Source organism: Colwellia sp. MB02u-14, from assembly GCF_014076915.1.
In the GTDB taxonomy this organism is placed as follows: domain Bacteria; phylum Pseudomonadota; class Gammaproteobacteria; order Enterobacterales; family Alteromonadaceae; genus Colwellia_A.
Window position 1 is genome coordinate 197,898 of sequence record NZ_JACGUX010000087.1, and the last position, 14,358, is coordinate 212,255.

General features: G+C 37.5%; 16 protein-coding genes. 14 read left to right on the plus strand and 2 right to left on the minus strand.

All coding sequences use genetic code 11. The features are described 5' to 3' along the window. The first annotated feature begins 18 nt into the window (after window positions 1-18). From lptE to H4J52_RS17325, 14 genes are all read left to right on the plus strand, one after another. Window positions 19-540, plus strand: a complete 522-nt coding sequence (gene lptE / locus H4J52_RS17260) for an LPS assembly lipoprotein LptE (protein WP_182182011.1) — start codon at window positions 19-21, stop codon at window positions 538-540. Then, window positions 540-1,583 carry a DNA polymerase III subunit delta gene (gene holA, locus H4J52_RS17265; RefSeq protein ID WP_182225300.1) on the plus strand — a complete coding sequence of 348 codons (1,044 nt, stop codon included), beginning with the start codon at window positions 540-542 and terminating at the stop codon, window positions 1,581-1,583. The genes lptE and holA overlap by 1 nt, the downstream gene beginning before the upstream one ends. Next, on the plus strand, window positions 1,576-2,238 hold the full coding sequence (gene nadD, locus H4J52_RS17270) for a nicotinate-nucleotide adenylyltransferase (protein WP_182182009.1): 663 nt from the start codon (window positions 1,576-1,578) through the stop codon (window positions 2,236-2,238). Before holA ends, nadD begins: the two co-directional genes overlap by 8 nt. Window positions 2,239-2,308: 70 nt before the next feature. Then, complete coding sequence (gene rsfS, locus H4J52_RS17275) at window positions 2,309-2,626, plus strand: ribosome silencing factor (protein ID WP_182182008.1); 318 nt, start codon at window positions 2,309-2,311, stop codon at window positions 2,624-2,626. A 28-nt stretch (window positions 2,627-2,654) separates the two neighbouring features. Beyond that, a complete protein-coding gene (gene rlmH, locus H4J52_RS17280; RefSeq protein WP_182223369.1) occupies window positions 2,655-3,125 on the plus strand; it encodes a 23S rRNA (pseudouridine(1915)-N(3))-methyltransferase RlmH in 471 nt (156 codons plus the stop codon). 2 nt (window positions 3,126-3,127) lie between these two features. Continuing rightward, the gene (gene mrdA / locus H4J52_RS17285; protein WP_182225301.1) at window positions 3,128-5,137 is read left to right on the plus strand and encodes a penicillin-binding protein 2; all 2,010 of its coding nucleotides are present in this window, start codon (window positions 3,128-3,130) and stop codon (window positions 5,135-5,137) included. Then, window positions 5,137-6,252: a rod shape-determining protein RodA gene (rodA, locus tag H4J52_RS17290; protein ID WP_182225302.1), complete on the plus strand. Its 1,116-nt coding sequence runs from the start codon at window positions 5,137-5,139 to the stop codon at window positions 6,250-6,252. The genes mrdA and rodA overlap by 1 nt, the downstream gene beginning before the upstream one ends. 32 nt (window positions 6,253-6,284) lie before the next feature. Further along, window positions 6,285-7,082 carry a septal ring lytic transglycosylase RlpA family protein gene (locus tag H4J52_RS17295; protein WP_310649597.1) on the plus strand — a complete coding sequence of 266 codons (798 nt, stop codon included), beginning with the start codon at window positions 6,285-6,287 and terminating at the stop codon, window positions 7,080-7,082. Window positions 7,083-7,184: 102 nt separating this feature from the next. Beyond that, on the plus strand, window positions 7,185-8,372 hold the full coding sequence (locus H4J52_RS17300) for a serine hydrolase (RefSeq protein WP_182182004.1): 1,188 nt from the start codon (window positions 7,185-7,187) through the stop codon (window positions 8,370-8,372). A gap of 333 nt (window positions 8,373-8,705) precedes the next feature. After that, window positions 8,706-8,969, plus strand: coding sequence for a DUF493 family protein YbeD (gene ybeD, locus H4J52_RS17305; RefSeq protein ID WP_182182003.1), 264 nt, complete (start codon window positions 8,706-8,708; stop codon window positions 8,967-8,969). Between the two features lie 103 nt (window positions 8,970-9,072). Beyond that, window positions 9,073-9,738 (plus strand): lipoyl(octanoyl) transferase LipB, encoded by a 666-nt coding sequence (gene lipB, locus H4J52_RS17310; protein WP_182182127.1) that lies wholly within the window; start codon window positions 9,073-9,075, stop codon window positions 9,736-9,738. Beyond that, window positions 9,728-10,696 carry a lipoyl synthase gene (gene lipA, locus H4J52_RS17315; protein ID WP_182182002.1) on the plus strand — a complete coding sequence of 323 codons (969 nt, stop codon included), beginning with the start codon at window positions 9,728-9,730 and terminating at the stop codon, window positions 10,694-10,696. The genes lipB and lipA overlap by 11 nt, the downstream gene beginning before the upstream one ends. A 247-nt stretch (window positions 10,697-10,943) precedes the next feature. Beyond that, window positions 10,944-11,324 (plus strand): GntR family transcriptional regulator, encoded by a 381-nt coding sequence (locus H4J52_RS17320; protein WP_182182001.1) that lies wholly within the window; start codon window positions 10,944-10,946, stop codon window positions 11,322-11,324. Window positions 11,325-11,334: 10 nt separating this feature from the next. After that, window positions 11,335-12,198, plus strand: a complete 864-nt coding sequence (locus H4J52_RS17325) for a hypothetical protein (protein WP_182182000.1) — start codon at window positions 11,335-11,337, stop codon at window positions 12,196-12,198. An 87-nt stretch (window positions 12,199-12,285) separates the two neighbouring features. Here the strand turns inward: H4J52_RS17325 and H4J52_RS17330 are convergent, their stop codons facing one another. Both H4J52_RS17330 and H4J52_RS17335 read right to left on the minus strand, forming a co-directional pair. Then, window positions 12,286-13,680, minus strand: coding sequence for a hypothetical protein (locus H4J52_RS17330; RefSeq protein ID WP_182181999.1), 1,395 nt, complete (start codon window positions 13,678-13,680; stop codon window positions 12,286-12,288). A 134-nt stretch (window positions 13,681-13,814) separates the two neighbouring features. Continuing rightward, on the minus strand, window positions 13,815-14,147 hold the full coding sequence (locus H4J52_RS17335) for a PBPRA1643 family SWIM/SEC-C metal-binding motif protein (protein WP_182181998.1): 333 nt from the start codon (window positions 14,145-14,147) through the stop codon (window positions 13,815-13,817). Window positions 14,148-14,358 lie beyond the last annotated feature (211 nt).

Below are 14,358 nucleotides of genomic sequence, written 5' to 3' on the forward strand. Positions count from 1 at the left end.
AGCCTAAAGGTCAAAAACATGAGCTACACTCACAGATCAATTACAAAGTACAAAGCACATTTAGTGATGGCTTTTTTTGCTTTATCAACCTTGTTTTTGTCAAGTTGTGGCTTTGCTTTACGCGGTGACTATTTATTGTCACCGCAACTACAAACCTTACATTTAACTTCAGAAGATAAATTTGGCGAGCTTACTCGCCAAGTTAAACAACATCTGAGCTTAAATAAGATAACGTTAGTTTCAAGCGCTGCCGAAAATGTCCCACAACTTAAACTGTTAAAAGACACTTTAAATCGTCGTACACTCTCAGTTTTTCCGAATGGGCAAGTAGCTGAATACGAATTAATTTATACGGTTCGTTATCAACTGGCGCTTTCACAAAGTGATATTCGGTCTTACGTGTTTGAGCTTAACCGTGATTATCAAGACGACCCCAATGTTGCCCTGGCTAAAAGTCGTGAACTCGACTTAATGGTCAGTGAAATGCGTAAACAAGCCGCTAATAAAATTTTACGCGATCTCTCTACGATTAAGATCTAATGCGTATTTATCATAACCAATTAGCTAACACACTCAATCAAGGCTTTAAGCCTGTGTGGTTAGTTTTTGGTGATGAACCTTGGCAAAAAAACGATAGCTTAAACACCATAAAACTACATTGTCAGCAACAAGGCTTTAGTGAAGTGATTCGCCTAACTGCAGACGACAAGTTTGACTGGAATATATTGGTTGAAGAATATCAAGCAATGAGCTTGTTTGCTGCACAACGTATCATTGAAATAGAGTTAGTCACGGGAAAAATAGCCGAAGCGGGCAGTAAAATATTACTCAAGCTGAGTGAAAAATTCCATCGTGATGTACAACTTATCTTTCATGGTCCTAAAATCGATGCTGCAGGTCAAAAGCGGAAGTGGTTTAAAACGCTAGAACAATTAGGTTGCTTTTTACCCCTTTACGATATCGAAGGTCGCCAACTTCAACAATGGCTAAACCAACAAATAAAACAGCACAAGTTAACTATTCATCACGATGTTATACCACTGATGATAGAGTTATTTGAAGGTAATTTACCCGCTTTAGAACAAGAATTACAAAAGTTTTCATTACTCTTTGGCTCTCAACTGATCACCGCTGAGGATGCAGAAAAATTATTAATTAAACAAGCAAAGTTTAACCCTTTTCAAGTGGTTGACACTTTACTCAGTGGTAACCTTACCAAATGCGTTGCCATGCTAGATCAACTTCAACATGAAGGAGTAGCGGTTGGCCAGCTTGTTTGGTTTCTTCACAAAGAAATCACCCAGTTATCAGCGATGTTGGAACAAATTAAACAGGGTGAAAACATTGATAGCATCTATAAAAAATACCGTGTATGGGATAAAAAGAAGCCCCTTTACCAGTACGCACTGACTCATATCACCCGCGACAATATTAACCAAGCCCAAGCGCGTTTAGCTCAAACAGATTTAATCAGTAAAACCAGTAGTGATTTTAACCCTTTTATATTATTGGCTGATGTTTGTATAAGCCTATATCATGGGCAAACCACAAAAAAATTCAATCTTGATTATGAATTTGGATAAGCATCTGCCAGCAGATAAGAAAAACATCGCTATTATGGGGGGAACATTTGACCCTATTCACAATGGGCATGTAGAAACAGCAAAAGAAACAGCAAAATGGCTTAATGTCGAACAGCTTTTTTTCCTCCCTGCTCATATACCACCTCATAAAAACACCACCACGACCAGTGCGCGTCACCGAGCCGCCATGGTAGAGCTTATTTGCCAGCAACAGACATTATTTCAACTGGATAATCGTGAACTCAAACGCCATACCGCCTCTTATACGGTCACGAGCTTACAAGAAATTAAAGAAGAGCGACCTAATAGCAGAGTCTTTTTTATAATCGGCATGGATTCACTCCTTAATTTTACGCAGTGGTATCAATGGCAAACTATTCTTTCTTTGTGCCATATTGTGGTAAATATTCGTCCTGGTTATCAATTAAATCAAATTAATATCGCTACTCAGCAATTATTACAAAACCACCAAGTAAATGATCTGAACGAAATAAAACAACAAACTTCCGGTGGCATTATTTTCCATCAAAACCAGTCGCTTAATATATCTTCGAGCGAAATAAGACAACAACTTTTGGACAAAAAAAGTCACAATAATCAGCTAGCAGAATGTGTGCATGATTATATTATTGAAAAAAAACTCTATCAAAAATAATTTGATAGTTAACCTGCAGAATAAATGATGATATTATAACGCATTATTATTTACACTAAGAGTATTCCCCTTGCAAGTTGAAGCGTTAAAGGCATTTGTTATTGAAAAAATTGAAGAAATGAAAGGTCGTGACATCACGACTTTAGACATCGCCAAAAAATCAGGTTTTGCTGATTACATGGTTGTCTGTTCGGGTAACTCAAATCGCCATGTAAAATCTATTGCACACTCGGTTGCTGTCGAATGTCGCGCTAAAGGCCTGGAACCATTGGGCATTGAAGGTAATGACATTGGAGAATGGGCGTTAGTTGATTTAGGCAATGTAATTGTTCACGTAATGACAGACGAAATTCGTGACCGTTACCAGCTAGAAGAATTGTGGAACTAAACGAGTAGTGAAGGTAAACTAAACTATTATGCGGCTTACCTTATATGCTGTTGGCAATAAAATGCCAGCATGGGTTACTCAAGGCTTTAACGAATATTGTCGTCGATTTCCTCGAGATATGTCGTTTCATTTAGTAGAAATCCCGCCGGGTAAACGCGGTAAAAATGCTGATATTGCTCGTATTCTAGAAAAAGAAGGCGAACTGTTATTAAGCGCAATTCCCAGAGGTAATCGAATTGTTACGCTTGAAGTGGAAGGTAAACCGTGGACAACACCACAACTTGCCCAACAACTTAAGCGTTGGCAATTAGACAGTCGCGATGTTGCTTTACTGATAGGGGGTCCTGAAGGTTTGGCGCCAGCGTGTATTAAAGCTTCGGAGCAAAAATGGTCTTTATCTACACTGACTTTACCCCATCCTATGGTTCGTATTGTTGTTGCTGAAAGTTTATATCGTGCGTGGAGCATTAATAATAACCACCCATATCACCGAGAATAGTAATGGCTTCGAACAAACGTGTTGCTATTAGAAATCACTCGGCTGAAGCTAATTTATTTGCTCGCAGAACATTCATCGCATTTGTTGGTATCCTCGTTTTATTATTGATTTTATTTAGTAATATTTATGATTTAGAAATTAATTCTTATGAAAAATACCAAACACGGTCTAATTCAAACCGTATAAAACTCCTGCCCGTAGCACCAAACCGCGGAATTATCTACGACCGAAATGGCGTTCTACTTGCCGATAACAAACCCGTATATTCATTAGAGATTATTGCTGAACAAACGACTGACTTAAAAAAACATATTGCCGAAATCAGTGAATTACTTGATATCAGCGAAGAAAAACAGCAAAAGCTCTTTAAAGCCCTTAAAAGTAAACGACGCTTTAAACCCATAGAGCTTCACTCGAGATTAAGCGCACAACAAGTCGCTCTTTTTTCTGTTAACCAACACCGATTCCCTGGCTTTTTTATTGATGCTCGCCTTAAGCGCTACTATCCTTTTGGTGATTTAACGACGCATTCACTGGGCTATGTTGCACGTATCAACCGTAAAGACTCAATTCGCTTAGACGAGCAAAATTTAGCAGAAGATTACGCAGCAACGCGTAATATAGGTAAGCTAGGTTTAGAGAGGTATTATGAAAAATTACTGCATGGCACTATTGGACATCAAGAAGTTGAAATAAATAATCAAGGTCGCGTAATAAGAACACTTGACTACACGCCGCCAATTTCAGGACAAAATTTAACCCTGAGTATAGATATTGAACTACAAATGATCGCGAAACGCGCCTTAGCAGGTAAGCGCGGTGCGGTTGTAGCGATGGATCCGCGCAGTGGTGAAATACTCGCTATGTATTCAAACCCCAGTTACGATGGTAATTTATTTGTTCATGGTATCAGTAGTAGAAATTATCGTAAATTACTTAACCCCAAAAACAATCGCCCTTTGCTTAATCGCAGTGTACAAGGTTACCCTCCAGCTTCAACCGTTAAGCCTTTACTAGCCTTAACTGGTCTAGAAGAAAATGTTATCACGCAAACGTCACGTTTTTACGATCCTGGCTGGTTCCAACTTAAAGGTCTTGAGCACAAATATCGTGATTGGTGGGCACCAGGACATGGTTGGGTTGATTTAAATAAAGCCATTGAACATTCTTGTAACGTGTACTTTTATAATTTAGCCTATAAATTAGGTATAGACAGCATTACCGACATGATGGAAAAATTTGGTTTTGGTGATTATACCGGTGTTGACATATTGGAGGATAGCCGCGCTATTTTACCTGGCAGGGAAACTAAACGTAATCGTTACAATAAACCTTGGTATACCGGCGATACCATTTCTATTGGTATAGGACAGGGGTACTGGACAGTAACACCTTTACAATTAGCACAAGCTATCTCTATTTTAGCAAACAAAGGTGAAATAAAAATTCCACATTTTTTACGTTCAACAGCGGAGCTAGTCAGCGAAAATATCCAAGAAGAAAGGTCAAACACCGATGAGATTATTAAAACTGGAAGTGATGTCAATATCGTTACTAAAATGATCACTAAGATGACAGAATATGACGATAAACCACCGATTATTTTAAAAGACAATAAACACTGGAATTTAGTGCTTGATGCTATGCATAATACCGCACAAAGAGCTTATCCCGCCTTTCGAGGGACTCATTATGATGCGGCAGGGAAATCAGGTACGGCTCAGCTAATTTCAAAGAAACAAGATGAAAAATATGATGCAGAATCAACGAAAGAAAAACAACGAAACAATGCAATGTTCGTTGCCTTTGCTCCCTATGAAAACCCAGAAATAGTAGTTTCTGTTGTTGTAGAAAATGTTTTAGAAGGCGGTGGTGGCACTAACGCAGGGCCAGTAGCACGCCAAGTAATGGATCAATATTTTGGTGACAGAAACATCATCAGTACAGATAAAAACAAGCACCCTCAACACACCAATGTTTATGGTATAGACAAAAAAACAGGGCCTAACTAGTGCGTAATATTGGGCATGATCAACAAAAACTACGAAGTTTTTGGCAAAGAATTCACATTGATGTACCATTGTTGCTGGGCATAATTGCGTTAATGATTTTAGGTTTATTTGTTGTTTATAGCGCAGGTGGCCAAGAAATGGCGATTGTTTATCGTCAAATAACTCGCCTAGGCATTGCCTTGTTAGTGATGTTTACTATTGCTCAAATTCCCCCTCTTGCTTATCAAAAGTGGGCAGTGCCTGTATTTGTTTTAGGTTTACTTCTTTTAGTTGCCGTATTACTAATTGGTCATGTTGGTAAAGGTGCACAGCGCTGGTTAGATGTGGGTTTTATGAAGTTTCAACCTTCAGAAATAATGAAGCTTATTGTCCCTATAATGATCGCTTGGTATGTTAGTCAGTTCGACTTACCTGCCAAAACATCAAAAATAATAATGGCATTTATATTGGTTTTAATCCCAACATTATTAATTGCTAAGCAACCTGATTTAGGTACCTCTTTATTGATCGCAAGTTCAGGTATTTTTGTCATATTTCTTGCGGGGACCAGCTGGAAACTCATCAGTGTTTGCGCAGGTTTAGTCTCAGCATTTATTCCTGTTTTATGGTTCTTCCTAATGAAACCTTATCAAAAACAGAGAGTAACAACCTTTTTGAATCCTGAACAAGATCCTTTAGGCTCAGGGTATCAAATTATTCAATCGAAAATAGCAATAGGCTCTGGTGGCTTTGACGGTAAAGGCTGGCTACAAGGCACACAGTCGCAGTTAGAGTTTTTACCTGAGCGACACACTGACTTTATTTTTGCCGTATTCAGTGAAGAGTTTGGCTTTGTTGGTGTATCAGTCTTACTCAGTGTGTATCTAATGATAGTAATGCGAGGTTTATGGATTGCTGTACATGCCGATCACGCATTCACAAAATTATTAGCTGGTAGCATTACCTTAACTTTTTTCGTTTATGTCTTTGTGAACATAGGCATGGTTTCTGGTTTATTGCCCGTTGTAGGTGTCCCTTTACCTTTAATTAGTTATGGCGGAACATCAATGGTGACATTACTCGCAGGTTTTGGCATTCTAATGGCTGTTAGTACTCATAAGCGTTTTATCGCTTAAATTCATTGATAACATCATAAGATAAATCGACAGTGCAAAAAATAATTCTACTCATCATAATATTAACCCTACTCTCTGCTTGTAGTATGAATACAGGCCGCTATCAACAAAAAAGTGATAGCAAGCCAACACGTTCGCCCTCGGTAAGTGAGCTTGTTGATATAACACCAAGAGCAGAAGCCCATAGTAGAGGTGGCAATAGAAGCCAGTATCAAGTGCGTGGCAAAACTTATTCGGTATTAAAAAGTGCTGAAAATTTTAGCCAAACAGGTATTGCCTCTTGGTATGGCGAAAAATTTCATGGTCACTTAACGTCAAATGGTGAAATTTATAATATGTACGCGATGAGTGCGGCACATAAAAATTTACCGTTGCCCACATATTTAAAAGTAACGAATAACGCAAATAATCGTTCCGTTATTGTTAGGGTCAATGACAGGGGGCCGTTTCATCAAAACCGTATTATTGATTTATCGTATAGTGCGGCCTATAAACTCGATATGATGAAAACAGGCGTAGCGAATGTGACGGTTACCGCTATTACCGATTTTTCATTACCTGAAGAGAAACAAGTAATTCCTGCTGTTCTAACAACCTCCGAAATTAGTGAAGAGCGTAAATATATTCAAGTTTTTGCCACTAAAAATGAGCAACTTGCCAATGAAACAGCACAAACACTGCAAAACTTGTATCAAGTCAATACGATTACCCCAAAGAACAATGATATTTTCCGTGTACAAATGGGCCCATTTACTGATGTGGAAGCATTAAATACCATCCTAATAAGCTTACAAAAAACAGCCTATCCCAGTGCATTTAGCTTGAAATAATTATTCGTAACCATTTGCCACGATACCAAGATAGTAATCAGTAATAAAGATGGTATACTGCTGAAAAATCCTCCTTTTATCATTCAGTTTCGTAGGAATATTATGACTTACCCATTAGCTAAAAAAACAGCTAAAACTTCAAAAAAACTTCTCTGCCTTTTCGGTGCCTTTGCTTTAACAGTTTCTTCTTTCTCTCAAGCATTAACTATCACCCCATCACCACCAGAAGTAAAAGCAAAAGGTCATATATTGATTGACTTCACCACAGGTAAAGTTCTTGCTCAAGGTAATGCCGATGCTCTGTTAGCCCCAGCTAGCTTAACAAAGATGATGACCAGTTATATCATAGGTAAAGAATTAGACAGTGGCAATATCAATAACAGTGACTTAGTAAAAATTAGTGAAAAAGCTTGGGCTAAAAATTTCCCTGGTTCATCACTTATGTTTATTGAGGTAGGTACAGAAGTTTCAGTAGAATTACTCAATCAAGGTATTATTGTTGCTTCAGGTAATGATGCTTGTGTTGCTATGGCAGAACATATAGCCGGTAGCGAAGGTCAATTTGCTCAATTAATGAATGGCCATGCTGAACAACTAGGGATGAACAGTAGCTACTTTGAAAATAGCCACGGGCTTGATAGCCAAGAACATAAAACAACACCTCGCGATATGGCAACACTTGCCATAGCACTTATTCGCGATGTTCCAGAAGAATATAAAATTTATAGCCAAAAAACCTTTAGCTATAACAATATTAAACAATACAACCGTAATAATTTATTATGGGATAAAAGCATGAATGTTGACGGTTTAAAAACAGGTCATACTTCACAGGCGGGTTACAGCTTAGTTTCTTCAGCTACTAAAGGCGGAATGCGCTTAGTGAGTGTGGTAATGGGTACCGATAGTGAGCGTGCGAGAAAAGTTGAAAGTAAGAAGCTACTCAATTATGGTTTCCGTTTCTTTGAAACCTACACTCCTTATAAAGCCGGCGAAAAATTTACTACCAACCGCATATGGATGGGCGATGTAAAAGAAGTTGATTTAGGTATATCACTTGATACACCCATCACTATACCTCGTGGACAGCGAAAAAATCTAGCCGCAAGTTTTGAGCTAGATCAGCAATTAGAAGCTCCTTTAGCTAAAGGTACTGTTGTTGGAAAGTTATTTCTACGACTAGAAGGTGAGGACATTGCAGAATACCCCTTAGTCACTTTGCAAGAAGTCAATGAAGGTGGCCTGTTTAGTAAACTAATGGATTATATAAAACTACAATTCGTTAACTAATTAAGAAACATAAACTCCTTTCTTATGAAACTCGGCTGCTGCCGAGTTTTTTATTATCAATATCATGACCTTAATAAAAGCCATCAATACAATGATCACATTCTATTTAAATAATGATAAAATACCCCAATATAGACTATTAACCCAATGATAAAGGTCTCATTAAATTGATGTACTTATTATGTGTAATAAAAATAAATTTGCACAAGGCGCTTCATTGACTAATAGCCTGTTATTAGCATTGAAAAGAATAAAGTTTTATAGTTATTTACCCGCGCAATTGGTCAATAGTTTAATGAAATGAGTATCACAGTATTATTTTAGAGAGTAAACATGAAAACCAAGTTTGATGAATTATTAGAATTTCCAACCGTACTTAACTTTAAAGTGATGGGCGTTGCTTGCGACGAATTGCCTGATTTAGTGATTAATGAGCTACAAAAGCATGCACCTGGTGATTATTCCCCTAAAATAAAAGCCAGTTCAAAAGGAACTTACCAATCTCTTTCTATCGCTGTTACGGTAACAAGTAAAGAGCACATCGAAACTATTTACACAAAACTAACGGCTATTGAAATAGTCCGCTACGTTTTATAACAACATTTACCACTTATAGTGTAACGATAATAACCTTAGTATTTATCCGGTGTATTCCTATTATTATTTGGATATAATCCATATCAATAGAATTAAGTGAAGTATAAACTTGAAAAATTCGTTAATCATTCGACAACTTGCCACTATGGACTACACAACCGTTTGGCAAGCGATGCAAAAATTCACTGATGATCGCAACGACACCACTCAAGACGAACTTTGGTTAGTAGAGCACCCTGCTGTTTTTACACAAGGCCAAGCAGGTAAAGAAGAGCACCTACTCATGCCTGGCGATATTGAAGTTGTCAAAGTGGATCGTGGTGGACAAGTGACTTATCACGGTCCTGGTCAACAAGTTATCTATTTTATGATTAATTTACGTCGCAGAAAAATGGGTGTCCGTGATCTTGTCACCTTACTTGAAGATGGGTTAATTACCGCATTAGCCGATTTTAATATTATCGCAAAAGCCAAACCTGATGCGCCCGGCGTTTACGTCGATGAAAAGAAAATAGCGTCCTTGGGTTTAAGAGTTCGCAAGGGCTGCTCTTTTCACGGCCTAGCACTGAATGTAAATATGGACTTATCGCCATTTCTTCGAATAAACCCTTGCGGTTACCAAGGGCTTGAAATGGTGCAAACAGCCGATATCAGTCAATTAACAGATACAGCTCAAGCAGGTGAATCCTTAGTGGGACACCTCGCTAAATTATTAAATACCAATAACATCAGTTATAAAACTGGTTGGGACGAAATCAATGACCACTAAAACAACTCGAGTTATCCCTGGCACAAAAATGCGCGATGCTGAAAAAATGGCGCATATCCCCATTCAAATTGTGCCTTCAGAGCGTGAAACCATGCTGAGAAAGCCAAAATGGTTACGTATTAAGCTGCCTCGTACAACAGACCGAATCGACAGTATAAAAGCTGCACTACGCAAGCATGATTTACATTCGGTATGTGAAGAAGCCTCTTGCCCAAACTTATCGGAATGTTTTAATCACGGTACCGCAACCTTTATGATTTTAGGCGACATCTGTACACGTCGCTGTCCATTTTGTGATGTTGGCCACGGTCGACCTTTAAAACCTAAAGTTGATGAAGCTCAAAAGCTAGCATTAACACTTAAAGACATGAAGCTAAAATATGTCGTGATCACCTCGGTTGACCGTGATGATTTACGTGATGGTGGCGCTCAACAGTTTGCTGATTGTATTAGTGAAATAGCCATACATGCTCCAAATACTAAAGTGGAAATTTTAGTCCCTGATTTTCGTGGTCGCATGGACCGTGCATTAGAAATTTTGAATGCCAAACCACCACATGTATTTAATCATAACTTAGAAACTGCGCCACGCTTATATACAAAAGCACGTCCGGGTGCAAACTATCAGTGGTCATTAGACTTGCTGAAAAAATTTGGAGAGGCTAATCCAAAAGTACCAACAAAATCAGGCTTAATGGTTGGTTTAGGTGAAACTGATGAAGAGATTTTACAAGTAATGCGTGACTTACGTAGTCATGGTGTAACGATGTTAACTATTGGTCAATACTTGCAACCCAGTAAACATCATTTACCTGTAGAGCGCTACGTACATCCAGATGTTTTTGATATGTATCAAGCTGAAGCGATTAAGATGGGCTTTGAACACGCCGCCTGTGGACCTCTTGTACGCTCAAGTTATCATGCCGATAAACAAGCGGCAGGTGAAGAAGTTAAGTAATACTGTTTAAGAATAAACTAAAGCCTGAATTTATTGGTAAATTCAGGCTTTAACGCTAATATCTCCCCTCATCATTAAATAATTAAACCCTCAATTTATTTATAATTCCTTGATTATATTTGTAAAAAAAAATTTAAAGTCTCCCTTTCAATTTTAATAATCAAAAAACACTCGAATTATTCTTGTACTGATCAATAAAATAGATGTACCATTACCACACACGGAACAACTGGAGCATAAAGAAAAGATGGAAATTACCATTGATATAGAAGATCCAATACCTTTATTTACTCAACTCGTTGAGCAAATAAAGGCAGCAATCATCGAGAGTAAAATTAAACCAGGTGACTCGCTGCCTTCTATTAGGCAGCTAGCGAATGATTTAGAGCTCAATAGTAAGACGGTTGCTAAAGCGTATAAGTTATTGGAGCGCGACTTAGTCATTCAAAGCAGAGGTTATCGGGGGACATTTGTTCATCCTGAAGCGCTAATAAATAGCAAAATGGATTTAAATGCTGACGTTATAGCCCAGTTGAACTTCGCAATTTCAGCATGTAAAAAAGCTGGCGTTACCGACTCAGAAATACGTATTGCATTTAGCTGTGCAATGAACAGCAAAAACAATTAAGGAGAAGAAAATGTCAATTAACATTTTATTTTACGCTTTATTTTTAAGCCAGATTATACTCATTTCATATTACTACCCTAAACAAATTATCAACCGAATTGAGGGCGTTTTAAAAAAATTCCCGCCTGAGGACTACCCAAAGCTTTATCCTGAATCTACCGAAAAAGTCATTGCGGCTAAAGCTCGCTATAAATTACTCAATCAAATAATATTCTTTGCGGGTCTAGCGCTGATGGGAGTTTATGCGCTTATGTCGACCGAATATGATAGCAACCAAAAGTTTGCCGAAGGCTTACCCTTAATGTTTGGTATGGTACAGTTCATTCCGTTTATGCTGTTAGAAATTTCAGGCTGCCGTCAGTTCAAATTGATGAGGAAAGCGAATAGAAATACCAGTCGTTCAGCCGGTTTAGCACCGCGGAAGCTATTTGATTATGTATCCCCAATAGCCGTGATATCATCAATAGTCTTAGTACTTGCTTATATATTATTTGACTTATACGTGAATGACTTCATATTCACTCATGACATAATGATTAAAATATTGGCGCTTAGCTTAGTACACGCCTTATTTATAGGTTTAACCATTTGGCATTTAACGGGGAAGCGTTTAGACCCATACCAAGCAGTAAAAGACCGAAGCCAACAAACTGAATTCTCTTTACAATCTATGGTTTCAGTAAGTATGTTTTTAAGTCTATTTTTAATAGCAAACTCTGCTGTCGATTTTTATCAATTAGGGTATTTAGAAATTATTATTAACAGTATCTATTTCCAAGTTATCGCTTTTTTGGGTATAGGTGGCATGTTAAAAACGATTAGGTTAGATAACATTAATTTTGATGTATATAAGGCGGATAAATCGGTCGTCTAGTTAATGATCAGTCAATAATGTTAAACTCTGATGGCTCATCTACAAGGTAACTCTTTTGTAGGTGAGCCCTTATTATCTGCACTACTATTAAGCCCCTTCATAATTTTGTTCTGACTTCATCCCTTCAATGTTAATAATTTTAGAGCGGTTTAATGTTATTTTAAAGCGTTGAACATATTGTTGAGTTTGGCTGCCCACTACTTTTTGTTCTTGCACTACGGCTAAATTTATTTGATAGCGCCGCTCAACACTTTGATTCGATATTTTACTACCATCAAGGGCATACAAGCGGCCTTCACCTTTTTTCAAAAAACGTACAAACGGTGTTAAGTTGAAAAAAACTTGGTGCTGTATTTCTTTAAAGCCAGGCATAAACTCTTTTGCCAAAACTTTTGAGTCACAGCGAAAATGTAATAACTGCGCCGCTTGCTTATTTTGTTGGCGGCGCTTTTGAAAGTGCTTGTCGACAATATTGGGTAAATCTTTTTTATCTATATAATCAAGCCATAACGTTTGCATAGACATTTTATTTTTTGATAAGCTATCGGTAAACACGTGCTGCCATTTTGGGCGGCCACGTTGAATTTTTCGCCAAATATAACGTGTTAGATCATCTTTAAAAATTTCACGGATACCATAAATCACCCCTAAGAAGGTGATCAATACTAAGGTTACTTCTGTGAAAGCTGACCGAGCATTTAGCACAATAGACATAACAAATGCCATAACAACGGTGGTAATACTGCCACGAACTAAACGTTTTAAATTGTCATCTAAATCATGTGTCGTTCTTTTAAATACAACACCAAACTCACTTAAACGTTGTAATAACCGCATTTTATTAGTGATGCGGTTAGGATCTGCGAGGGTGATTTTTGAATTATATTGCTGCTGCTTTCGATAGTTATTTTCTTGGCGACATAACTCGAATAAGGACTCTCGTGACTCAGAATAATCAGAGCTTTTTGGTCCATTAGCCAATAAATTAAGAAATGACTGCTCGGTATGCCAACTTAAATAGTTGTCAACATTTTCAAAGTAAGAGCTTAATTTTGGATCTAATGGGGTATATCGGCGTAGTTTCTTTAACAGATTTTGTGTTTGGTCAACAAGTTCGAGGGCAGATTGATAAAATATTTCAATATCGTCTTCTTGTAATGCCTGCTTAATATCTGTTTCGAGTGCTATTCTGAATTGGTATGAGAATAAATTTAAGTTACTGCGGTAATCGCCCTTTTCACCTTTTTTTTGGCTAATAAATCGGCTTCTGACTAAGGGAAGATGCACTTGACGAGAAAAGTAAGCACTATGACTTCTGATACTGCTATGGAAGTAATTTTCTTCACTGAGAGTGATGGCATTAATCCCCATTTCTTCGGGGATTGAAAAATAGAGGTCAAAACGTTGTGATTCTTGTTGTGATAATTGCTGGTTAACTTTAAATGATAAATTTTCATCTTGCGTTAAACTGATTTTTTTCACTTAATTATCCTCTCCTGCTTACTCCGATTGATAGTTAAGTATCTGTCAATTTAACTATTTTTACCATAATTGTATCAATAAAAAAGGCTAAGGAATATCTCCTTAGCCTTCGTTTATTTATGGGAGTGAGCTATTTATCCACAGCACTTTTTATATTTTTTTGTACTTCCACAAGAACAAGGATCGTTTCTGCTTGGTGTTTTATCAAAACGTTGCGTTTTAGGCGTATTTAGCACCGCTTCAAGCTCAACTATGTTTTCCTTTTCGTCAGCATTAATTTCAATATTGGCAATAAAATTATGCTCTGCAACAATAACTAAAATTTCTTCTTGTCTTTCTTTTGATGTAACAACAAGCGTTAACGGCTTTGCTGCGCTACCAAGCTTAATATCACGATTAGGTTTGTAACCTGCAGTTCCGTGAGTTCCCATAACATCAGGAGTTCCTCGATAGAAAAATTTAGACATAATATGCACCTTTATTAAATGTGAGTGCCGAATGCTCAGCCATTAAAAAATCGCGCGAATTCTAACAGCTAAAAGCCATTTTTGCTAAATTTATATACGCCTATATTGCTAATTTTATAATCATCTTAACAATATAACCAATAACTTCACATGATAATGATTATCATTTACAATACAGTTATATTTAAGCTGTAGGACAGGTTAGTCCTAT

Coding starts and splice junctions, on each gene's coding strand:
- lptE (WP_182182011.1), top strand. CDS start 19: ATGAGCTACACTCACAGATCAATTACAAAGTACAAAGCACATTTAGTG.
- holA (WP_182225300.1), top strand. CDS start 540: ATGCGTATTTATCATAACCAATTAGCTAACACACTCAATCAAGGCTTT.
- rlmH (WP_182223369.1), top strand. CDS start 2,655: ATGCGGCTTACCTTATATGCTGTTGGCAATAAAATGCCAGCATGGGTT.
- mrdA (WP_182225301.1), top strand. CDS start 3,128: ATGGCTTCGAACAAACGTGTTGCTATTAGAAATCACTCGGCTGAAGCT.
- H4J52_RS17300 (WP_182182004.1), top strand. CDS start 7,185: ATGACTTACCCATTAGCTAAAAAAACAGCTAAAACTTCAAAAAAACTT.
- ybeD (WP_182182003.1), top strand. CDS start 8,706: ATGAAAACCAAGTTTGATGAATTATTAGAATTTCCAACCGTACTTAAC.
- lipA (WP_182182002.1), top strand. CDS start 9,728: ATGACCACTAAAACAACTCGAGTTATCCCTGGCACAAAAATGCGCGAT.
- H4J52_RS17320 (WP_182182001.1), top strand. CDS start 10,944: ATGGAAATTACCATTGATATAGAAGATCCAATACCTTTATTTACTCAA.
- H4J52_RS17325 (WP_182182000.1), top strand. CDS start 11,335: ATGTCAATTAACATTTTATTTTACGCTTTATTTTTAAGCCAGATTATA.
- H4J52_RS17335 (WP_182181998.1), bottom strand. CDS start 14,147: ATGTCTAAATTTTTCTATCGAGGAACTCCTGATGTTATGGGAACTCAC.